This window comes from Acinetobacter sp. AB03, assembly GCF_058107045.1.
In genome coordinates this window covers 2,036,573-2,057,877 of record NZ_JBUEBA010000002.1, presented here as the reverse complement: position 1 = coordinate 2,057,877, position 21,305 = coordinate 2,036,573, and the positions used below count along the sequence as shown (strand labels likewise).

General features: G+C 41.7%; 20 protein-coding genes. 10 read left to right on the top strand and 10 right to left on the bottom strand.

The genetic code is table 11. The features are described 5' to 3' along the window. The first annotated feature begins 9 nt into the window (after positions 1 to 9). The 3 genes from ACY3FQ_RS10490 to ACY3FQ_RS10480 all read left to right on the top strand — a co-directional run bounded on the left by ACY3FQ_RS10490 (position 10) and on the right by ACY3FQ_RS10480 (position 4,494). Positions 10 to 1,245, top strand: a complete 1,236-nt coding sequence (locus ACY3FQ_RS10490) for a lipoprotein-releasing ABC transporter permease subunit (protein ID WP_004693914.1) — start codon at positions 10 to 12, stop codon at positions 1,243 to 1,245. Further along, positions 1,238 to 1,921: a lipoprotein-releasing ABC transporter ATP-binding protein LolD gene (gene lolD, locus ACY3FQ_RS10485; RefSeq protein WP_004693913.1), complete on the top strand. Its 684-nt coding sequence runs from the start codon at positions 1,238 to 1,240 to the stop codon at positions 1,919 to 1,921. The genes ACY3FQ_RS10490 and lolD overlap by 8 nt, the downstream gene beginning before the upstream one ends. 101 nt (positions 1,922 to 2,022) lie before the next feature. Next, complete coding sequence (locus ACY3FQ_RS10480; RefSeq protein ID WP_262469847.1) at positions 2,023 to 4,494, top strand: DNA internalization-related competence protein ComEC/Rec2; 2,472 nt, start codon at positions 2,023 to 2,025, stop codon at positions 4,492 to 4,494. Here ACY3FQ_RS10480 and ACY3FQ_RS10475 read toward each other — a convergent pair. After that, the gene (locus tag ACY3FQ_RS10475; RefSeq protein ID WP_201950859.1) at positions 4,394 to 5,383 is read right to left on the bottom strand and encodes a lysophospholipid acyltransferase family protein; all 990 of its coding nucleotides are present in this window, start codon (positions 5,381 to 5,383) and stop codon (positions 4,394 to 4,396) included. The two genes, ACY3FQ_RS10480 and ACY3FQ_RS10475, sit on opposite strands and share 101 nt — an antisense overlap. A 127-nt stretch (positions 5,384 to 5,510) precedes the next feature. On the opposite strand from ACY3FQ_RS10475, the gene sppA reads away from it, so the two are divergent. Both sppA and ACY3FQ_RS10465 read left to right on the top strand, forming a co-directional pair. Continuing rightward, complete coding sequence (gene sppA, locus ACY3FQ_RS10470) at positions 5,511 to 6,530, top strand: signal peptide peptidase SppA (RefSeq protein WP_148826360.1); 1,020 nt, start codon at positions 5,511 to 5,513, stop codon at positions 6,528 to 6,530. Next, on the top strand, positions 6,527 to 7,327 hold the full coding sequence (locus ACY3FQ_RS10465; protein ID WP_279690738.1) for an alpha/beta fold hydrolase: 801 nt from the start codon (positions 6,527 to 6,529) through the stop codon (positions 7,325 to 7,327). Before sppA ends, ACY3FQ_RS10465 begins: the two co-directional genes overlap by 4 nt. A 54-nt stretch (positions 7,328 to 7,381) precedes the next feature. On the opposite strand, the gene purN is transcribed toward ACY3FQ_RS10465, so the two are convergent. Together purN and purM are read right to left on the bottom strand one after the other, a co-directional pair. After that, positions 7,382 to 8,011: a phosphoribosylglycinamide formyltransferase gene (purN, locus tag ACY3FQ_RS10460; RefSeq protein ID WP_125273060.1), complete on the bottom strand. Its 630-nt coding sequence runs from the start codon at positions 8,009 to 8,011 to the stop codon at positions 7,382 to 7,384. Between the two features lie 5 nt (positions 8,012 to 8,016). Further along, positions 8,017 to 9,087, bottom strand: coding sequence for a phosphoribosylformylglycinamidine cyclo-ligase (gene purM / locus ACY3FQ_RS10455; protein WP_151836594.1), 1,071 nt, complete (start codon positions 9,085 to 9,087; stop codon positions 8,017 to 8,019). A 132-nt stretch (positions 9,088 to 9,219) separates the two neighbouring features. Here purM and cxpE point away from each other — a divergent pair, with 132 nt between their 5' ends. The 4 genes from cxpE (at position 9,220) to ACY3FQ_RS10435 (ending at position 15,525) form a co-directional block, all read left to right on the top strand. Then, on the top strand, positions 9,220 to 10,440 hold the full coding sequence (gene cxpE / locus ACY3FQ_RS10450; RefSeq protein WP_114837636.1) for a chloramphenicol efflux transporter CxpE: 1,221 nt from the start codon (positions 9,220 to 9,222) through the stop codon (positions 10,438 to 10,440). A gap of 15 nt (positions 10,441 to 10,455) precedes the next feature. Beyond that, positions 10,456 to 11,160 (top strand): DnaA regulatory inactivator Hda, encoded by a 705-nt coding sequence (gene hda, locus ACY3FQ_RS10445; RefSeq protein WP_004693897.1) that lies wholly within the window; start codon positions 10,456 to 10,458, stop codon positions 11,158 to 11,160. Between the two features lie 122 nt (positions 11,161 to 11,282). Next, complete coding sequence (gene rbtA / locus ACY3FQ_RS10440) at positions 11,283 to 13,088, top strand: rhombotarget A (RefSeq protein WP_151836595.1); 1,806 nt, start codon at positions 11,283 to 11,285, stop codon at positions 13,086 to 13,088. 16 nt (positions 13,089 to 13,104) lie between these two features. Then, positions 13,105 to 15,525: a CSLREA domain-containing protein gene (locus ACY3FQ_RS10435; RefSeq protein WP_195728870.1), complete on the top strand. Its 2,421-nt coding sequence runs from the start codon at positions 13,105 to 13,107 to the stop codon at positions 15,523 to 15,525. Between the two features lie 77 nt (positions 15,526 to 15,602). Here ACY3FQ_RS10435 and ACY3FQ_RS10430 read toward each other — a convergent pair whose 3' ends face one another. The 5 genes from ACY3FQ_RS10430 to ACY3FQ_RS10410 form a co-directional block, all read right to left on the bottom strand. Beyond that, complete coding sequence (locus ACY3FQ_RS10430) at positions 15,603 to 16,007, bottom strand: DUF3106 domain-containing protein (protein ID WP_010326404.1); 405 nt, start codon at positions 16,005 to 16,007, stop codon at positions 15,603 to 15,605. Further along, on the bottom strand, positions 15,997 to 16,314 hold the full coding sequence (locus ACY3FQ_RS10425) for a hypothetical protein (RefSeq protein WP_004693889.1): 318 nt from the start codon (positions 16,312 to 16,314) through the stop codon (positions 15,997 to 15,999). Before ACY3FQ_RS10425 ends, ACY3FQ_RS10430 begins: the two co-directional genes overlap by 11 nt. Further along, on the bottom strand, positions 16,311 to 16,925 hold the full coding sequence (locus tag ACY3FQ_RS10420) for an RNA polymerase sigma factor (protein ID WP_004693886.1): 615 nt from the start codon (positions 16,923 to 16,925) through the stop codon (positions 16,311 to 16,313). The genes ACY3FQ_RS10425 and ACY3FQ_RS10420 overlap by 4 nt, the downstream gene beginning before the upstream one ends. A gap of 161 nt (positions 16,926 to 17,086) precedes the next feature. Beyond that, a complete protein-coding gene (locus ACY3FQ_RS10415) occupies positions 17,087 to 17,863 on the bottom strand; it encodes a TrmH family RNA methyltransferase (protein ID WP_004693884.1) in 777 nt (258 codons plus the stop codon). Positions 17,864 to 17,914: 51 nt separating this feature from the next. Then, the gene (locus ACY3FQ_RS10410) at positions 17,915 to 18,889 is read right to left on the bottom strand and encodes a class 1 fructose-bisphosphatase (RefSeq protein ID WP_259233518.1); all 975 of its coding nucleotides are present in this window, start codon (positions 18,887 to 18,889) and stop codon (positions 17,915 to 17,917) included. A 181-nt stretch (positions 18,890 to 19,070) separates the two neighbouring features. Here ACY3FQ_RS10410 and ACY3FQ_RS10405 point away from each other — a divergent pair, with 181 nt between their 5' ends. Then, the gene (locus ACY3FQ_RS10405) at positions 19,071 to 19,271 is read left to right on the top strand and encodes an NF038105 family protein (protein ID WP_262469850.1); all 201 of its coding nucleotides are present in this window, start codon (positions 19,071 to 19,073) and stop codon (positions 19,269 to 19,271) included. Between the two features lie 59 nt (positions 19,272 to 19,330). Here ACY3FQ_RS10405 and pal read toward each other — a convergent pair whose 3' ends face one another. After that, complete coding sequence (pal, locus tag ACY3FQ_RS10400) at positions 19,331 to 19,900, bottom strand: peptidoglycan-associated lipoprotein Pal (protein ID WP_201950871.1); 570 nt, start codon at positions 19,898 to 19,900, stop codon at positions 19,331 to 19,333. A 51-nt stretch (positions 19,901 to 19,951) separates the two neighbouring features. Next, positions 19,952 to 21,235 carry a Tol-Pal system beta propeller repeat protein TolB gene (tolB, locus tag ACY3FQ_RS10395; protein ID WP_005399723.1) on the bottom strand — a complete coding sequence of 428 codons (1,284 nt, stop codon included), beginning with the start codon at positions 21,233 to 21,235 and terminating at the stop codon, positions 19,952 to 19,954. Between the last annotated feature and the right edge of the window lie 70 nt (positions 21,236 to 21,305).

The window sequence follows — 21,305 nt, the reverse complement described above, 5'->3', positions numbered from 1 at the left end:
CTAGATGGTATGTTTAAACCAATCTCGCTGTATATAGGGTTGAGATATACTCGCGCACGGCGTAGCAACCACTTTATTTCTTTTATTGCACTGGTTTCGATGATCGGTCTGACACTGGGTGTGGCTGTACTTATTACAGTCTTATCTGTAATGAATGGTTTCGACCGAGAGCTGAAAACACGTGTACTTGGAATGATACCTCAAGCCACTGTTTCTTCAACACAAATTTTAACAGATTGGCCTGAACTTGCAAAAAAAATTGAGACAAAGGAACACGTCACAGGCGTAGCACCGTTTACTCAATTGCAGGGGATGCTTACGGCACAAGGCCAAGTGGCTGGAATTATGGTCACGGGGATCGAACCTCAATATGAAAAAAAGGTTTCGATTATCCAAGATCACATGGTTGAAGGCGGTATTGATAACTTAAAAAAAGGTGAGTTTGGTATTGTTTTAGGCAAACAAATGACCGATGCCTTAGGTTTAGGGTTAAATGATAGTGTGACTTTGGTTTTACCGGAGGCAACACCTTCACCTGCGGGTGTAGTGCCGCGTTTTAAACGTTTCAAAATTGTGGGCATTTTCAGCATTGGTGCTGAGGTCGATTCGATGATGGGCTACATTGCCTTGAATGATGCATCTACTTTGTTACGCTTACCTGATGGCGCGCAAGGCATTCGCTTGAAATTGGATGATATTTTTGCAGCACCTAAAGTGGCTGATGAAATTGTGATGGATCTGCCAAGCGGTTTTTATGCTTCGAATTGGACCTATACTCATGGCAATTTGTTTAGTGCGATCCAAATGGAAAAGGCTATGGTGAGCTTATTACTCTTCCTGATTGTCTTGGTGGCTGCATTTAATATTGTGTCATCCTTGGTGATGGTTGTGACCGATAAAAAATCGGATATTGCCATATTACGTACCCTTGGCGCCTCACCTGCGACCATTACTCGTATTTTTATGGTTCAGGGCACGATTATTGGTGTGATTGGTACGGTGTCGGGTGCGATTCTCGGCATTGTTTTCGCCTCTGGAATTAGTGGTTTTGTGGGTTGGTTAAACAACGTGATGGGACTGCATCTGTTTGATGCCTACTTCATCAATTACTTACCATCGTATTTAAGATGGCAAGATGTATTAACCATTGTGTCCCTGTCTTTAATTTTAAGTTTCCTTGCAACAATTTATCCTGCAATGCGTGCTGCAAAAATCCAACCCGCGGAGGCATTACGTTATGAGTAAAATTGTTTTAGAAGCGCAAAATATTGAAAAGCACTTTACCGATGGTAAGTCGACTGTTGAGGTGATTAAAGGTCTCTCTTTACAAGTCAAAGCAGGTGAATTTGTCTCGATTGTGGGGTCGAGTGGTTCGGGTAAAAGTACTTTGTTGCATGTCTTGGGTGGTTTAGACCGTCCGAGTTCGGGCCAAGTGTTTTTGCAGGGCAGTCGTTTTGACAGTTTGAATGAAGCTGAGCGTGGTTATTTACGTAACCAACACTTAGGTTTTGTTTACCAGTTTCATCATCTGTTACCTGAGTTTACGGCTTTGGAAAATGTGGCAATGCCACTGATGTTACGTCAAGGCACCAACTTTAAAGATGTACAAAAGCAAGCCGAATATTTACTCGAACGTGTAGGATTGACGCATCGTTTAACCCATAAACCGGGTGAGCTTTCGGGTGGGGAACGTCAACGTGTTGCATTGGCGCGTGCATTGGTGGCCAAGCCAGCATTAATGATGGCAGATGAACCGACAGGCAACTTGGATCGGAAAACAGCAAGCAAAATTTTTGAACTGCTGATGGATTTACGTCAGGAGTTCAATATGGCGATGTTGATCGTGACGCATGATGAACAACTGGCTCAGTCCGCCGATTCTATTTTGCATATGCAAGATGGTCTTTGGGTCAATGACTAGGCTGAGTGCCGATAAAAATATGAGATAAAGCCACTATCTATTGAAGCCCACTTCGGTGGGCTTTATTATGGCGCCAATAAAAAAAATAATTGAATAAAAGAATGAAGCTTTTATATGCTGCTGCTTGGATTGTAGGAATTGCATTGATGGGGCAGACCGTCCCTATTCTAAATCACCTTTTTTACCCAGCGCTGATTTTGGTCATTGTACTTTTGCCGTTACAGTTTTTTCTCTTTAAGCACAAACACGCCCTTATTTTACAGTTTATATGTGGATTGATTTATTCCATGTTGTTTTTAACTACGGGATATCATTATGCACAATCAGCTTTGCAACAGCGTCTAGCCTATAAAGAAACAAAAGTTGAAGATGCTGAAGTCATTGTTTATATAGCAAAAATTAACCAACTGGGTGCTGAGACTATTCAGCAAGAAATACAGGTCTTGAACCGACATGTGCAACCAGTGCAGTGGCTGGGTTTTCAAAAACGAATATCGGATGAGCAAGCGGTCTTGGAACTTGGGAAATACTACCGACTGAGAGGGGAAATACGTCCTGCGCATAGTTATGCGGTGCAAGGTGTATTCGATGTTGAGCAGTGGTATCTGCAACGTAATCTCATGTCTGGTTTCAAACTCAAGCACATACACCCCTTGTCTGAGTCAGAAATTTCTGCATTAGGCTATACCAATTATTTAAGAAAACAGCAGGGTGTACTCAATAAAATTCAACTGGGTATAGAACATCAGCGATTAAACATTCGTCATTTTATTTATAGCCAGCCCTTAAGCCATAAGGGCTTAATTCTAGCACTCCTGACTGGGGATGAAAGTTTCTTAGATAAGGAGACGACAGCACTTTTTCAACGCTTTGGCATTAGCCATTTATTAGCGATTTCTGGGCCACATGTGCTGATCTTTGCCGTGATGCTGTGTTGGCTGTTACAAAAGGTGCTGAATCGTTATTGGCCACAGATTTTTCTAAAAATCCCACGACCTTATGCATTGTTACTGCCATTTTGTTGCTGCGTATTGCTGTATTGTGCCTTTGTCGGTTTTGAGATTCCTGCACTCCGTACTTTACTCAGTTGTTTTTGCTTAAGTGTGTTGATTTGGCTCAGGCAGAAAATTTCAGCTTTGACGTTACTCTTATTGAGTGCATCCCTCCTTTTACTGTTTGATCCTTTTTCAATTCTATCAGCGGCCTTTTGGTTGTCCTATGGTGCGTGCTTTGTGCTTTTACGCATTTATCAAACCACTATTCGGCTCGATTTAACTCGCCCGCAGTCTTGGCAGAAAAAACTCGTTTTTAGCCTAAAACTTTTGGTTGAGTCGCAGTGGAAAATATTTGTGGCTTTGATGCCTTTGGTGATTATTTTCTTCAAGCAAGTCTCATGGGTGAGCCCAATCAGTAACCTTGTCGCTATTCCACTGATCAGTTTACTGGTTGTACCACTGGAGGTTTTGGCAGCATTTACTTTTTATCTTTTCGAACCGCTGAGCAGCCTTTTGTTTCAGTTGGCAGATTGGGTGCTGGTATTTTTATTGGGCATACTCAATGGATTGGATGCGCTACTACCGATTAAGTTGTACCCGATTGCGCTCAATACTTGGCAAGTCATTTTACTGATTGTGCTCTCAATCATTGTTTTTATGCCCAAACCGAGTCTACCAAAATCATGGCTGGTGCTAGGTTTGATTCCTTTGTTGGGGTTCAGTAGCCAAAACCGTCCTTTTGAGTTGATCGTACTGGATGTCGGTCAGGGACAAGCGGTGTATATGCAACATGGGCAACAGCATGCCATGATTGATGTTGGTGGCTCCTATGATGAATCGAAGTTTAGTGTTGCTAAGCAGATTATTCAGCCATTTTTATCGAAGCAAGGCGTGAGCCAGTTAGATCAGCTAATACTTACACATTTGGATCAAGATCATAGTGGAAGTTATGCCAAATTAAAAAATGAGTTATCGATCAATCAAGTTTACTCTAATCAGCAATTGGATGTGGCAACTACGTCAAACTTTAACTATTGCCAACAAGGTCAGATCTGGCACTGGTCTGAAAAAGTAGAAATCAAAATTTTGTCGCCGAAAGCCAATCAATTTGCACAAGTGCCGTATCAGCAAAATGAGCTATCTTGTGTGGTCTATATACAGGTGAAGGATGTACAGCCTTATCAGTATTTTCTGATTATGGGCGATGCTGGCTGGCAAACCGAGTTTCAATTATTACAGGATTATCCGGACTTAAAAGTTGATGTATTGGTCTTGGGGCATCATGGCAGTCGGCATAGTTCAGCCTATGCATTTTTAAAACATTATCAACCGAAATTAGCAATTGCCTCAGCAGGGTTTAATAACCGTTATGGACATCCAAGTACATTAACGCAAGCCCGTTTGAAAGCTTTAAAGATCCCACTCTTAACAACAGCAGAGCAAGGCAGTATCGGTTTTATTGCGCAGTCTACAGGGTTTATTGAGCTGACGGCACAACGTCAGACTCGACAGTGGTTGCAGTCGGCTGAGTCTGTTGTTCCATACGCAGTTGCTCTAAACGTGTCACAGCCTCATTAAAGGGAAGGTTATACAGTGCTCGAAGTTTAGGGTTGGCCTTAAAGCGCTTATAGGTCCAATGATAATGCTCAGGATAACGATGGACCAAGTCCTCAATGGCTTGGTGAATGACGAAGGTGCCATCATTGGCTGTACCTTGATAAATACTTTCGCTGATTTCTTCAATGTACATATCAAAGCCATCATCATTACGAATAGCATAGAGCAGTAAAGCCTTGGCTTTGGTTTTTTGAATCAGTTTGGCGCTCAGGTTGCTTGAAGCTAAAGGAAAGCCAAAATAAGGAATCATTTCACCGCCTTGTTTTGGGGTATGATCAGGCAGAATTACGGTCGTCCCCCCTTGTTTGAGCGCCTTAAAAATTTGGCGTACCCCCGATTCATCGGTCGGTACAAGGTGAGCGCCTTCACGACTGCGCGCCTCACGAACAAATAAGTCAGCACCAGGATCCTTGACCGGTTTATACATAATGGTCATTTCAGTAAATTGGGCGACATAACTATTCATAATTTCCCAAGTCCCAAAATGAGGTACGATTAAGACTAAACCTTTCTGAGCGGCAAGCGCCTGATGTAGCAAATGTTCGCCATGTACTTTTTGGACGCGTTCAATATTTTTCTGATTGCTTGAACCCCAAATACTAAAAAACTCAAAATAGGTGGTCAGTTCATTACGTACTGCTTGCTTCGCAATCACTTCGCATCGCTCATCACTCAGCTCAGGCAGCGCAATTTTTAAGTTGAGTCTGAGAGCATCATTGTTTTTACTGATTTTTAAAAGATTGACTAAGCCTGCTAAACTCTTAGCAAAAAAACGTGCAAATTTAATAGGTTGTTTGCTTACAAAATGCAGTAAACGATAAGTCGAGTTTTGCTCTTGTGCTTTAGTCATTCTTTAGAGTCAATGGTACATGTGGATAAAAACATAAAATATTATAGGCTAAAATAAACTGTTTCGACAGTTTTGTATAAATCAGTGTATATAATGAGGGCAATTTTATTCAAGTTTGGATTGTTATATGTCCGATTGGCCACCAAAACCAGAAAATGAAACGCCGAAACAACAGCCTGTACATGAACAACCGACAGGAAATGAATGGAAACTTTTAGAGAAAGCCGTTTTAGCTTCCGTTGAAGAACAACGTCGTGCACGTCGCTGGGGCATCTTTTTCAAATGTCTAACTTTTGCCTACCTTTTGTTTATTCTGATTGCCATGACCAAGAGCTGTTCGACCAGTGGTACGGATGCAACTGCATCTAAACATATAGCTGTAGTTGATATTGTTGGTACCATTGCCGCTGATGAGCAAAGCGTAAACAGTGATGACACGATTAAATCATTAAAGAAAGCTTTTGAAAATAAACAAAGCCAAGCGGTGGTGCTCAATATTAACTCACCGGGCGGTTCTCCAGTTCAGTCGGATGAAATCTGGCAAGAAATTCAATATTTGAAAAAAGCACATAGCGATAAAAAATTGTATGCGGTGATTGGTGATACAGGTGCATCAGGTGCTTACTATATCGCATCTGCTGCGGACGAAATCTTGGTGAATCCTTCGAGTTTAGTGGGTTCAATCGGTGTGATTATGCCGAACTATGGGGTGAATGGTCTCATGCAAAAACTGGGTGTTGAAGACCGCACCATGACCTCTGGTCAAAACAAAGCTTTATTGTCAATGACACAACCTGTTAATCCTGCGCAGCGCGCACATGTTCAAGGTGTACTTGATAATGTACACGAGCATTTTATTAATGCTGTGAAACAAGGTCGTGGCAAAAAGTTAAAGTCGAACGATCCTGCACTTTTCTCAGGCCTTTTCTGGACAGGGGACCAGGCGGTCAAACTGGGTATTGCGGACCGTATTGGTAATTTACATACTTTAAAACGTGAACTAAATACCGATAAAGCGATGGATTATACGGTGGTACATAGCCCACTAGATGCAGTATTAGGCCGTTTAGGTGCATCGATGGGAGCTGGTTTTGCATCTTCACTTTCAAATCAAATGCAATCTGAACAGACCACGAAACTCCAATGAAACCTTTAATTCATTTTGCGCACGCCAATGGCGTGCCTTCTAAGGTCTATCAGAAATTATTTGATTTACTGTCAGATCAGTATGATGTGATCTATGTCCCTTTATTAGGGCCAGATAAAAACTACCCGATTGATAACCATTGGAAAAGCTTAACTCAGCAAGTGATTGAAAGTATTGTTCGTCAGGCACAGGGTCGTAAAGTGATTGGTTTGGGACATTCATTAGGATCAGTGCTGACGTTTCAGGCGGCGTTACAGCGTCCTGATTTATTTGAACAAGTCATCATGATGGACCCGCCTTTGATCATGGGCAAAGCCTCGTTTGCATTACACTTTGCGAAGATGTTGAAGTTAAAAATGGTCGATACCATGTCACCAGCAGCGCTATCCTTACGGCGTCGTGACCATTGGGAGAGCCGTGAGCAAGCAGCTGAACTTCTACGTCCAAAAGGCTTTTATAAAGACTTTGATCCAGACTGTTTTCAAGCTTATATTGACTATGCTTTAACGGAAGATCGCGTCCGTGGCGGTGTTGAACTTACGATTGCAAAAATGGATGAAGTTCATATCTTCAGAACCAATCCTTCTTTATGGTGGCTACCTCAGTGCAAACCACAAGTGCCGATGCATTTAATGATTGCTGAAAAAGGTCCTTTTATTGGTCCGGGGTTTCCACAAATAGTGAAAAAGAAATTTGGCATTCCTTATCAAATCGTTGAGGGAAGCCATATGTTTCCTTTGGAGCGACCAGAAGAAACGGTTGCTTTGATTAAGATGCTGATTCAAGAAAATGTTTAATAGTACTTTTCAGCAGCCATAAAAAAAACGCCTCCAAGGAGGCGTTTTTTATTTTTAAAATTTGCAAAACTGAATTGGCTCGTGCATCAGTGTACCGCGGTAGAGAACACCTTGGTCTGTATGCTGAATCGTTTGTGTACAAATCCATTCTACCACTTGCGGGTAGATGATATGCTCAAGCGTATGTACGCGCTGGGCCAAACTATTCACACTATCATGTGAACCAACTTTCAGTACACCTTGTGCCAAAGCTTGACCTGCATCGAGTTCAGCCGTCACATAGTGTACGGTACAGCCATGCAGTTGATCGCCAGTATTCAAGACGCGCTGATGGGTATGCATACCTTTGTAATGCGGTAGAAGAGAAGGGTGAATGTTGATCATTTTCCCTTCCCAAGCACTGACAAATTTCTCACTTAAAATACGCATAAAGCCAGCAAGAACCACCAAGTCCACATCCCAATCGAGTAACTGTTGATGCATGACATCATCAAAAGCTTCACGATGAGGATACTGTTTGTGTTCAATGACCGCTGTTGCAATACCTGCATTTTCAGCACGCTGTAGCGCATAGGCTTCAGGTTTGTTGGAAATCACACCCACAATTTGGCCTGACAGATTGGCATCAATCAAGGCTTGAAGGTTTGATCCACTTCCTGAAACCAGAACAGCAATTTTAATCATACGAATTAAGCGAATACCACGCGGATTTTTTCGTCTGCGCCTTCAACTGACTCAGCATTGTCTACGATATGCCCCATAGTGAAAGCTTTTTCACCCAGGCTATTGAGTCGTTCAACTGTTTTGTCAGCATCAGCAGCATCGACAACTAAGACCATGCCTACGCCACAGTTGAATGTGCGATACATTTCGAACTGTTCAACACCGCCTTCGCGCTGAAGAAGTTTAAACAATTCTGGCCATTCCCAAGTTGCCTCACTCACAACAGCTTGAGCACCATTCGGCAATACGCGTGGTAAGTTACCTGGTAAACCACCACCAGTAATGTGCGCCATTGCGTGTACATCAACTTCTTTTAACAGTTGAAGAATAGGCTTCACATAAATACGTGTTGGTTCCATTGCAACATCAGCAAGTGGACGACCATCAACGATTTGCGTCAAGTCAACGTTTTTCACGTCTAAAATTTTACGAAGTAGAGAGTAACCGTTTGAGTGAGCACCACTTGATGCAACACCAATTAAAACGTCACCCGCTTTGACTTTAGAGCCATCAATAATTTTGCTTTGCTCAACTACGCCTACACAGAAACCTGCCAAGTCGTAATCTTCGCCTTCATACATGCCAGGCATTTCGGCAGTTTCACCACCAACCAATGCACAACCAGCAAGTTCACAGCCTGTACCAATACCAGTAACTACGTTTGCAGCTACATCTACATTAAGATGGCCAGTTGCATAGTAGTCAAGGAAGAATAATGGCTCAGCGCCACATACAAGAAGATCGTTTACACACATTGCAACCAAGTCTTGACCAATCGTGTCATGACGGTTCAAATTCAATGCTAAACGTAATTTTGTACCAACACCGTCTGTGCCAGATACGAGAACAGGTTCTTCATAACCTTTAGGGATTTTACAAAGTGCACCGAAGCCACCTAATCCGCCCATTACTTCAGGACGAGTAGTACGCTTCGCGACAGATTTGATACGATCGACTAACGCGTCGCCCGCTTCAATGTCGACACCTGCATCTTTGTAGCTTAAACCAGTGTTTGGGGTAGAAGTTGAGTTGCTCATAATGAAGTCTCCGCATTCGCGGGGCGATTATACCTGAATATACGAAACACATATGTTATTTCTGCGCTAAAATGTTATCTTTGCTAAAATATTTTTCTCAATAACGATTAAATCTGACAAAGGCGAGATTGCATGCAAGATCGTACACTTAAACGTATTTTTATTTTGGCAGGAATCGCGCTCATACTCTGGGTGTTGTATCTACTCAAGCCTGTTGTTTTACCTTTTATTGGTGCATTTTTAGTCGCTTATCTGTTTAGTCCACTGGTCGATAAACTGCATAAAATTGGCTTACCACGTTGGTTATCTATTAGTGCTGTTTTTATCGGTATTGGTGTTGTCATTACATTGGCATTTTGGTATTTGGTTCCACTGGTGTGGGAACAGTTGATGTATGCAAAGAACAGCATTCCTTCAGGTATACATTGGGCAAATTATAAATTCCTCCCTTGGTTATCTGACAGTTTTAATTTGGTCCCAATGGAATTAGATGTTGACCAGATTTCAGCTGCGATTATGGAATATGTACAGACCAACTATAGTGCTGACAGTATTCAGGCTATGATTGCCAAATTGGCTCAGTCTGGACTGAACTTCATTCAGATTGGTGGTACGGTTGTACTGATCCCAATTATTGCATTCTATTTCTTGTTGGATTGGGATCGCATGCTGGACAGTTTCCGTCGTCTTATTCCACGGCGATATGAAGAACAGACCTTAGTCATTGTTAAAGAATGTCATAGTGTACTTGGTGCTTTTGTCAAAGGTCAGTTCTTGGTCATGGTGCTCTTGGGCGTGGTCTATGCAATGGGCTTACAGTTAATTGGACTTGAAGTAGGTTTGATTATTGGGATGGTGGCTGGGCTGTGCAGTATCATTCCTTACTTAGGTTTTGCTGTCGGGATTATTGCCGCAGTGATTGCAAGTTTATTCCAGTTTGGTATTGATTGGATGCAATTACTCTTGGTTGGCGTGGTCTTTATGATTGGTCAGGCAGTGGAAGGTTATATCCTACAACCGTTCTTGTTGGGCGATAAAATTGGCTTGTCTCCAGTTGCTGTGGTATTTGCAGTGCTGGCTGGTGCACAATTGGGCGGTATTTTAGGAATGTTAATTGCATTGCCTGTCGCTGCTGTGATTGTGGTCTTATTAAGACATGCACGTGAGTTTTATGAAAACAGCCCAATGTATAGTACATCTACTTATGTTGTGCAAGATTCATCAGCGGGTTCAATTACGATTGAAACAGATGAAGTCGATGTTGATATTGAACTAAAAAATCAAACGGTAAAAGCTCAGCAAGCATCTGAAAATTCAAGTAAGATTGATCAGATAGACCATAAAGAACTTTAGGATATACAAACCAGCATGCGTCAATTGCAACTAGATATTGAACCCCAACTCGATGCCCGAATCAGTGATTTTTCTGGGCCGGGATGGGGGCCTGTTATCGATGCGATTCGTCAGTTACATGCAGGTTTAATGAATCGTTTTTATGTTTATGGTGGTGCGGGTTCTGGAAAAAGCCATTTACTTTCAGCAATTTGTGATTCTTATTTAGATGTAGGTAAAACAGCGATTCAAGTTTCATTACTTGAGTTGCTGGATGCGCCAACTGAAGCAATTACCTCTTTAGAGCGTTTTGACCTTGTCGCTTTAGATGACATTGAAGCCATAAGTGGTGTGCCGCATTGGCAGAAAGCGGTTTTTCACCTGATCAACTACAATAATGAAGAAGGCGGGCAGTTGGTGTTCTCTTCTCGTGTTGCGCCGATTGAATTAAAACTTGAACTACCCGATTTACAATCTCGCCTGACGCAGGCTGTAAGTGTGAAAGTACCAAACGGAAGTTTGTATGCCGATCGTTCTACACTGGTGATGTCGGTTTTATCGCGTCGTGGGATTCATATTGATCAACAGATTATTGATTATTTACTCTCGCATGGGCCACATCAAACCTCGGTGTTATTGCAAAGTTTAGAACAACTGATTCAACTGCTTAAAGGTGAGAAAACCAAACTGAGTAATGCAAACCTCAGACAAATTTATGCGCTAATTGACGAATATCGGTAAATCATAATATTACTTGAGAAATTGTCCGAGCTGTGACAGAGTACGAAAAATTGTTAGATATTGCAGGGATTTTGCAATCTAAGAATAAAAAGAAAAGATAAAATAAAAGCAAGGAGATCGTTATGCTCAAGAAGAGCATAGGTGTAGCTACGCTATTGGTGGCGAGTCATGCCTATTCGGACAATATTAAGGTGACCATCACTGACGATATTGTCAAAAATGACACGGAATGTTCACTTCGCGAAGCTATCGACTATATTAATCAAGGTATGCCTGAGGCGGGTTATTATGGCTGCGGGGGCAAAGATGCGATTTCCACCGTCATGCTTGAGAAAAATAAAACCTATTTGCTAAATACCCATCTTGCGATCAAAAAAGATTTAACACTCAGAACAAGTTATGACAGTTCTGTGGGGGAAGAAACTGTTCAGGGTTTAAGTAATGCCATCTTAAAAATGAATGGTTCTGACAATTTATTAAGGGTTGATAATGCTGAGAATGCTTTAATTCGTGTGTTAGTAAAAGAGGTTACTCTACAGGGCTGTGCGAAAGACTGCGGTGTGAATCAAGGTGGTTTAATTTATAACAATGAATATTTAGGTCTTGAGTACGTCAAATTAACAGGTGGTTTTGCAGGGCAAGGGGGGGCGATTTACAATGTCGCAACCTTGCTTGAAGATGGTACCAGTCGTAGTCTAGTCGAAATTCGCGCTACTCTGGTTGAACAAAACCAAGCGGTACAAGGTGCTATTTTGTATGGGGAGGCGCCTTCTTTTCGGATTTATAATTCAGTTTTCAAAGAAAATAAAACAACAGATGCAAGCAGTGCCAATATTTACTCTGTCAATAATGCAGCGGTTAAAGAAGATATAACCTTATCCAGTTTAGCATCACGTCTGGTCAGTAGCACCTTTGTGAAAAATACAGGTTATGTCGTCAATGTTCGAGATGGCATGGCTTTGAATAACTTAACGGTGGTGGGGAACAGTAAAGGGATTTATTTCAATCCATCTACAAACTTGGCTTATCTGGCCAATAGTATCGTTTTAGGAAATAGCGAAAATACTATCTCAAAAAACTGTGCTGGGGATTTAAGTAAAGCAGTCCTTCAGAACAACTTAGTTACACAAACTGACTGTGGCAGTGGAGCGAGCTATTATCCGAATGAGTTTTGGTCTGGCGCCTTGATTGCAGGCAGCGATGTGGTGGGTGAGTGTAAAACCATGTCTGCAGATGCTGACAGTTTATTGTGTCCTTATATTGTTCCCAACCAAAAATTTTTAGGCTATATCCGTCCACGCATTTTAATGAGTCAGACACATTGGTTAGATTCTCCAATTGTGAATAAGGGGAAAGTGGTTGTAAACACAACAGATTCTTTAATTGGTTGTGAAAATTCAGATCAACGCGGTGTGAATCGAAATACGAACAATACCTTTTGTGACCGTGGTGCAATTGAGATTGAAGTCCCAACCACGATTAGTTTAATTGGTGAAGATCTGATTGCGGGGCAAGTAGCTAAACTTTCTGTTGCAGATCTGCTAGGCGATAGTGATCTACTGTCCAAAACCGAATGTGCAAGTTTATTCAAATTAGCTAAAGCACCAAATGGTGAAGAATGGCAGCCGGGTTGTATGCGGGTGCAGCAGACTCAAACGGTATCGAAAGGCAAAGTGGTGATTGATGAACTAGGAAATATTACTTACACGCCAAATGGAGCATGGCATGGTGCTGATATTTTCAGGTTACAGTTGGTCACAACCACAACACGCTTTGATGAGCATGTTCCGTTCATTGAAGTGAATGTACAAATTGTACAGGAACCGCAAAATCATATGGAAAGTGACAAAATTAAAACCTCTGGGGGAAGCACAGGTATTCTGAGCTTACTGGGGTTATTTGCTTTAATTTTGATGCGTCGAAAATAAAAAGAAAAGGGCGAACATGAAACACTTTAAAAAAGGACTATTGGGTGTCATGGTTGTAGCTGCTATGACATTAATGGCTGCAGAAGATAGAACAATTCTTGTCAACACATTTGATGATGAAGATAATGTGAACATGAATCAATGTTCACTCCGTGAGGCAATCAAAACAGCCAGCTTAAACAAGGCTTATGGGGGCTGTAGTGCTGGGAATACGGGTTCAGGTCAAACCGATTATATTCAGTTAGAAGCTGGGACGTATAAACTGAGTAAGGAAATTGTTCCCGAGTCTAAAGTGGTGGTTTTTGGGAAAAGCCCTTATTTAGATCGTGAGAAAAATCCCATCACTTTTAAGTATCCTGCCCTAGGTGAATTGACTTCACGGATTGATGGGGGTGGAAAGTCACGTTTATTTAATACCATTACCAAGACCAGTTTGACGCTAGAGAATGTCATTTTAGAAAATGGTTATTCGGTAGATGAAGGCGGTGCTTTATTGGTCGGTGGAGCATTAACCTTAAATAATGCACAAATTCTAAACTCAAAGTCAGATAAAAAAGGTGGAGCACTCTATCTTGTTGGTCCTGGTGAGCATCAGGTGACTGTAAATAATAGTGTATTACAAGGCAACCAAGCGACTGTGGGTAGTGTTCTTGCAATGCAATGCTATGCAGGGCTGTTGGATGTAAAAACCAATATAGAGTTTGGAGCGAATAGTATTATTTCGAATGGTCAGATATCGAATCTAAATACATTCGATTTTTGTGGTAACCCAAAAGTTGCTATGGCGAATAATACGATCGCAAAAAATACAGTAAATTCGACAAATGGAAGCATTATTTATGCCGTCAATACTCGAGATCATAATCTGAGTCTTGAAAGTAATTTCTTATTGTCAAATAACACTATTGTAGAAAACAGTGCAGCGAGCGTTTTGGATTATGACGATTTCGGTACGAAGTCGTTGTATTACAATGTACTTGCATATAATGGAAACACATCATGCCGCTATGTCGGTTCTCAGACACTATCCGACAAATATGATGCAGGTGTGACAGCAGGTTACAATGCGTTTGATACGGTGAACAGTCAGTGTGAACTGGCAGCAAGTGCACGAATACTCGATGGTACGACAGATACTAATATTGATGTGAAAAATGTGGCTATAGGGAGTCTACTCAGTTCCTTAACTTCGCCATCGAAATATAATTTATTCCGCCCAATGTATTTCCCGAAAGTGAATAGTGGTGGAGTTGATTTACTCGATACCAACAGTAAATTGAGCTGTAATGATAGTGACCAGCGTGGTCTAGACCGTATCGTCGATGGAACATTGATGTTAGCACCTGCGGAAGCCAACAGTTGCGATATTGGGTCGGTTGAATTACGTCGTTTAGCGGCAGCGGATATTGCTGATTTGAAAAATACCTCGCAGGCAGAGCGTTTGCAAGTGTATGAAAATACTATTAAGGAATTAGAAGAATTAATCGCCAATAAAAACACCAATCCAGACTTTTTGATCGAGTTTAATGAAGAGTTAAAGCGTTATAAAGAGCTTTTAGCGGCAACTAAACTACATCAAAAATATCGGGCGATTTATGTCGATCCCTTCCAGTTTGTCTTGCAAGATGAGGCCGTGGTCAACACTGCTGATGGAACGTCGGCTTTAAAAGAAATGAACACTGAGAATTATACCATTACAGAAACTCAGGTATTGGGTATAGGTGTGCTCAGCGCCAAAGATGGTGTGCTGGATACCTCAAAACTCAGAGCGGATCCAACTTTACGCTGTGAGTGGAAGGATGATTTAAAACAAATCATGATTTATCGCACCGATGGTAAGCCTACAACCAGCACGGAATATGTGTATTGCCAATATAGTGTGAAGAGTAAGGCGACGCAGGCAATCTCTTCGGGGATTTTAAAAGCGGAGTTTAGCAATATACAACCGATTGCCAAAACGGATGAATACACCCTGAATTATGGTGGCACTTTAAAACTCAATGTAAATCCACTTGCAAATGATAGTGATGATGGTGACGGGCCAATTAGTACAGTCGCGGCAGAACATCAGCGTCCAGCATTTCACCGTGATGCGAATGGAAAGGATCTTGCTATTCGTATTGTACGTCAGGATGCAGGCATTAATATTAAGCCAGAACGTACAGGTTCTTGTCCGGGAGAATATGAAAAATATGTATGTTATGGCGGCAATATTGAAGTTGAAGTCCGCAATAATTTCAGTCCATTCCCTTATGAAATTGAATATGTGATCTATGATGCAGAGGCTGAAGAGTCTAAATCTGCGATGATGTATTTTACGAACACCGCTAAAAATACCAATACGGAAGCGAGTGGCGGTGGTGGTGGCTCAATGGGTGGCCTTGGGGTGCTTGGATTGTTGTCATTAGCGTGGTTTAGACAACGACGAAAAATATAAATGTAAGCATAAAAAATGCCTCACATGAGGCATTTTTTTATGAGCGTTTCTATAGTATTTATATTCGGTTAGGCATCTTAATGTGTAGCAGTGTTGCTATGGATGTATTTATTGATATATTCATTTCGAATATTCACACGTTCATCTGCATCTGCTTTTTGCATGCGTACACGTAAATCACGTCGTTCTTGGGTGCTCATCTGTTGCCAAGTGTCACGCATTTTTTGCTTTTCTTGCTCAGGTAACTGAGTAAACCAGTCCATACGTTGTTGCAGGGCTGCACTCTGCGCATCGGGCAGTTCTTTTAGTGACTGGTAACGTTGAATCAACGCACGCTGTTCTTCTTCAGACAACGATTCCCATGTTTCAGACACTTGGGTATCTGCATCTTTGGAAAAAATCCAAAAACGATCAAAACCTGCAAAACTGGTTTGTAAAAAACCTAGCGTGCAAAGTGCGAAAGCGACACGTTTAGCTGCCATGTGGAACAGTGTCCTCACCTAAAACCAATAACATTTCTAAATCTTCAACCATTTGAGGTGAAAGTTTAGGAGTCGAAACCACTTGGTTATGTGGTTTTTCATCAAGGGTTACAGAGTTCGGAAGTACGACAAAGCCAGCAATAGCCGCAGCTAAAGCAAAACCTGACATTTTCCAAAGGCCATAACGTGAGGACTTTTGATCTTGAATGTCATCAAGAACATGTTGCATCACCACGGGTTTGTTTTTGTGGTGTTGCGCGAGCCCATCAAGTTTGGAGGTTACTTGCTTTAAGAAATCATCTTTCATTCGGATGATCCTCCTAGATGTGGATTCAAATGTGCGAGAGCATTGCGTAAGCCTTGAATCGCACGGTGGTAATGAGTTTTAACGCTGCCTTCAGAACAATTCATGATTTGTGCAGTGGTTGCAGTATCAAAACCTTCCCATGCACGTAACATAAATGCTTGCTGTTGACGAACAGGAAGACCAGCAATGGCTTCTTGAATTTCATCCGCAGTGACAGCTTGACTTAAAAAGTCTGAAGGATTCAGCGCTCTTTCATCGACCACCTCATTGACTTCAAAATCGTCATCATCAAGACTGACTTTTTTGAAGAAAGAAAAGGGTTGTGCTCGACGTGCTTCTTTACGACGCCAATCCTGTAATTTATTGGTTAAAATGGTATAGAACAGGGGATACCATTCTTCCGTAGATCGATCAGAATAAGATTTATGTAATGAAATAAAGGCTTCTTGCACCAAATCCATGGCGATACCCTGCTGGTTTTGGGTGGCACTTTCCATCATCACTAACGCACGACCAGTCACTTCTTGCATGAAGTTTTTTAGGCGAGACTCGGCGGTACTCTTAAGAGTACTAGAATCTTGCGTTTTAGACTGTTTGGGTGCTAAATCCATAGAGATGGAAAATCCTGTCATCGGATACCCACCATTATTTCCTCAATCATGTGCCTATAACGTTGGAAATAATGGTTTGGTTGACAACACAAGTAATTATTTTTTCTAGTGTAATCTATTTTTTCTGCTGAGCCGACTTTAGTTAATATAACTTAACGATTTTAAAGTCGTTGTCGTACCATTTCAAAAAAGCAGATTGAACCCGCAATAGCGACATTGAGAGATTCTTGGCCACCGGGCTGTGGGATGCTCAGTGCTTGAGCATGTGCCAAAGCAAAGTCAGAAACTCCTTGGCCTTCATTGCCTAAGATCCAGACACAAGCTTGTGTTAAATCTTTTTGATATAAACTTTCAGCCTGATGTGAGCTGGTCACATACACTGGAATTTCAAAGCGTTCGAGTACATCTTCGATGGCTACGTTTTCATAGGTGTTGAGTGAGAAGTGTGCACCCATGCCTGCGCGTAATACACGTGGTGACCAGAGTGCAGCAGAACCTTTGGTACAAATAACTTGCTTAATACCTGCTGCAGCAGCAGAGCGGAGTAGTGTACCTACATTGCCTGGATCTTGAATGTTTTCCAAAATCAATGTATCCAAGCTAAAGTCTACACTTTGGCTTGAACTTGGTAAGTCTACAACTGCCAAGAAGGGCAAAGTGGTCCCTAATGTGCTTAAGTCACGATATAGGCTTTCAGCAATGACAAAAACAGCACCTTCATATTCATCTAGAATATCGCAAATATCAGGGTGTTCGAGTGCATTTTCAGTAGTGAAAATAGAATTGAGTTTCTTCTTTTTTTCAACCCAAGCTAAGCCTAAGTGTGTCCCTTCAAGCACAGTTTGACCCTGCTTTTTACGGTAGCTGCTTTGCTCTATTAAACCTCGGAGATGTTTAATCTTTGGGTTGTCTTTTGATTCAAGGAAAATAATCGACATGGAGAAGACTCATGCGCATAACGCGTCAGATGGCTATGCGCATTTAAAAAATTAGTTGTGGTAGCCAGTCACTAAATCGACTTCGTTTTTAGAACCAATAATCACAGGGACACGTTGGTGTAGGTCAGTTGGTTGGATGTCTAAAATACGAACGCGACCCGTTGTAGATGCACCGCCAGCTTGTTCAATTAGCATACTCATAGGGTTTGCTTCATACATTAAACGCAGGCGACCTGCTTTTTTCGGATCTTTGAGGTCGTATGGATACATGAAAATCCCGCTACGGCAAAGAATGCGGTGAATGTCGCCCACCATACATGCAACCCAACGCATATTGAAGTCTTTCTCACGCGGACCTGTTTTACCTGCGAGAAGTTCTTCAATATAACGTTTTACTGGGTTTTCCCAGTGGCGTTGGTTTGAAGAGTTAATAGCATATTCTTTGGTATCTGCTGCCACTTGAATATTTTCAGAGGTGAGTAAGAATTGTTGAGTTTCTGGGTCAAAGGTAAAGAATACTGTGCCTGCACCGACTGTTAATGCCAACATGGTTGATGGGCCATAAAGCACATAACCCGCAGCAACTTGTTGGTTGCCCGCTTGCATAAAGTCTTCAGCTTGTGTCACTGCATTTTTTGCAGGCAAGATTGAGAAAATAGTACCCACACACATATTAATGTCGATGTTGCTTGAACCATCAAGGGGGTCAAATAAAACTAAATATTTGCCATTTTCTTGAGCTGGTGTGAATTCATCCAATTCTTCAGACGCTAAACCACCAACTTGTGGGTGGATTTTTAGAGCATCAATCAAATAATCATTTGAAATCACATCCAGTTTTTTCTGTTCTTCACCTTGCACGTTTTCATGCTGCGCGCTACCTAAGACACCAGCTAAAGCACCTTTTTGTAAAGCTTGATCGATGGTTTGGCAAGTAGCAGCAATGGTGCTAATTACTTGTGCCAATTCAGGCGTAAGATTTCCCGTTTGTTGTTCTAAAAATTGGGACAGATTGAGATATGACATAAGGGGGAGGACTCCACTAAAACTTGAATACGTAACAAAATCAACATTGCGCTATATTTTAGTCGAGAACGAGACAAAAGAACAATTAAACTCGACTATTTGCTGCGATTTTACCCTTGCAAGTCTTGTGGAAAGTGCTATGTTGATGGAAGGAATATCAGGTAAAAATAGGAGCACAACAATGACAACGCAAAAATTTGATGCGACTCCAACGCCGAGCGAAGGGATTAACTTAGATGATATTTCAGACGATAGCGTGAAAAAAGCGTGGCAAGACTACGAAGCAAAAGCTGAGTATAAAAAGTTCAATAAACATGACATGATTGAATCTATGCAACATGTTGAAGAATCTGATGAAAATCCCAAGCCTGAACAAGTTTAAGTCATAAAAAAGCGTTCATCGAAAGGAGCGCTTTTTTTATTTCAGTTGTGATGCCAGCATTATTTTAAAAGTGGTGGAACTGCTTCGTAGTTAATTTCTACGCGACGGTTTTCTTTCCATGCATTTTCGTCATGGCCCGCATTGATTGGCATTTCTTTACCATAACTAACGGCTTCAAGTTGGTTTGGACTCACACCTGTGGTGATTAAGAAACTTTCAACCGCTTTGGCACGACGTTCACCCAATGCCATATTGTACTCACGTGTACCGCGCTCATCAGTATGGCCTGTTAACGCCACACGCGAATTTGCATTTGCCATTAAGAACTGCGCATGTGCTTGTAGCGTTTGGTAATCATTATTGCTGAGGTCGCTACTGTCATAGTCAAAATGCACAACGCGTTTTGCTAAAAATGCTTTGTTGGCTTCAGTCACGCCTTTTGCCGATGCACCTGCAAGATTTTGTGCATTTAAAGCAGCATCTTCACTTAGACCTTGAGTATTGACTGTGGTTGAACCATTTGGGTTTTGACCCGCTTCAATTGTTGCAGCAGGTTTACGGCTCGCACATCCTGTAACTACAAGAGCAGTCGCTAAGATTGGAAGGGCTAAAAGCTTGATGGATTTCATTCTTCATCTCCATGAAAATTGATGATTATTAAATGACTAGTCATTAAAAAGTTATTTGGGTGCCCAAGCAGGTTCACGGACTTCACCTTGTTCACTTGGTAAATTCATACGGAAACGTCCATCCAGTGACATGATCGACAACAAACCACGTGAACCTTCACGAGTTGCATAGACCACCATCTGCCCATTTGGTGAGAAACTTGGTGATTCATCTAAACTGGTTGGAGTTAAAATATTAGTGACGCTTGAGTTTAAATCTTGAATAGCGACTTTATAGTTACTACCACTTGGACGGTGAACCAGTGCCAGCTTTTTGCCATCGGCACTGAGCGTACCACGTGCATTGAATGCGCCACGGAAGGTCAGGCGGTTATAACTGCTATTTGCCAAGTCATAACGGTAGATTTGTGCAGAACCGCCACGGTCAGAAGTAAAGATAAATGACTTACCATCTGGTGCATAACGCGCTTCAGTATCAATGGCGCTGTCGTTGGTCATACGTTGCAGTTGACGTGTTTCCAAGTTCATTTGGTAAATTTCTGGATTGCCATGCATAGAAGCCGTGAACAACATACTTTTCCCGTCAGGAGAGAAGCTTGGTGCACCATTTAGACCACGGAAGCTAGCAAGCTTTTCGCGAGCACCTGTGGAAAGGTCTTGGACATAAATTGCAGGGCGTTTGGTTTCAAACGAAACATAAGCAATTTTCTTGGCATCTGGTGTCCAAGCAGGCGATAAAATTGGATCGCGTGACGTTAAAATTGTACGTGGTTGCTCACCATCAGTATCCGCGATTTGTAGTGTATAGCGTTGTTCCGGTGTAGCAGGATTACGTAGCACATAAGCAATACGACCGCTAAAGTCTCCTGGAATACCAGTTAATGCTTGATAAATAGCATCACTAATCATGTGTGCAGCAGAACGAACGCGTGATGCTGGAACAGTTAATAATTCATTTAAAAGATATTGTTGTTTTTGGACATCGTACAGTTGGTAATGAACCTCGTAGCTACCATTTTCAGTGGTTTTTACTGTTCCTGTAACGACATATGGAACACCTGCTGCTTGCCAGTTGGCTGCGTTCGGATTATTCATGCTGGCTGTTGCAGGTAAATTTTTTGAAGCGCTGGTAAATTTCCCTGAGCGGTTTAAATCCGTTTCAATAATGGGATAGAGACTGCTGTCATTGCTAAAAGGTACGATTGCAATTTTAGGCGCTTCTTCAGGTGCTTTTGCAATTTCTAAGTGAAGCTGAGCATGTGCTTGAGTCACTAAGACTGGGCTGAAAGCAGTTAAAATGGCTAGGCTAAGAAGGTGTTTACGCGTCATTTCCATCATTCGTTATTTACTCAAACAAACGGCTTTTATTGTGGGTTTAATTGTTCTACATAATGGCATGATTTTC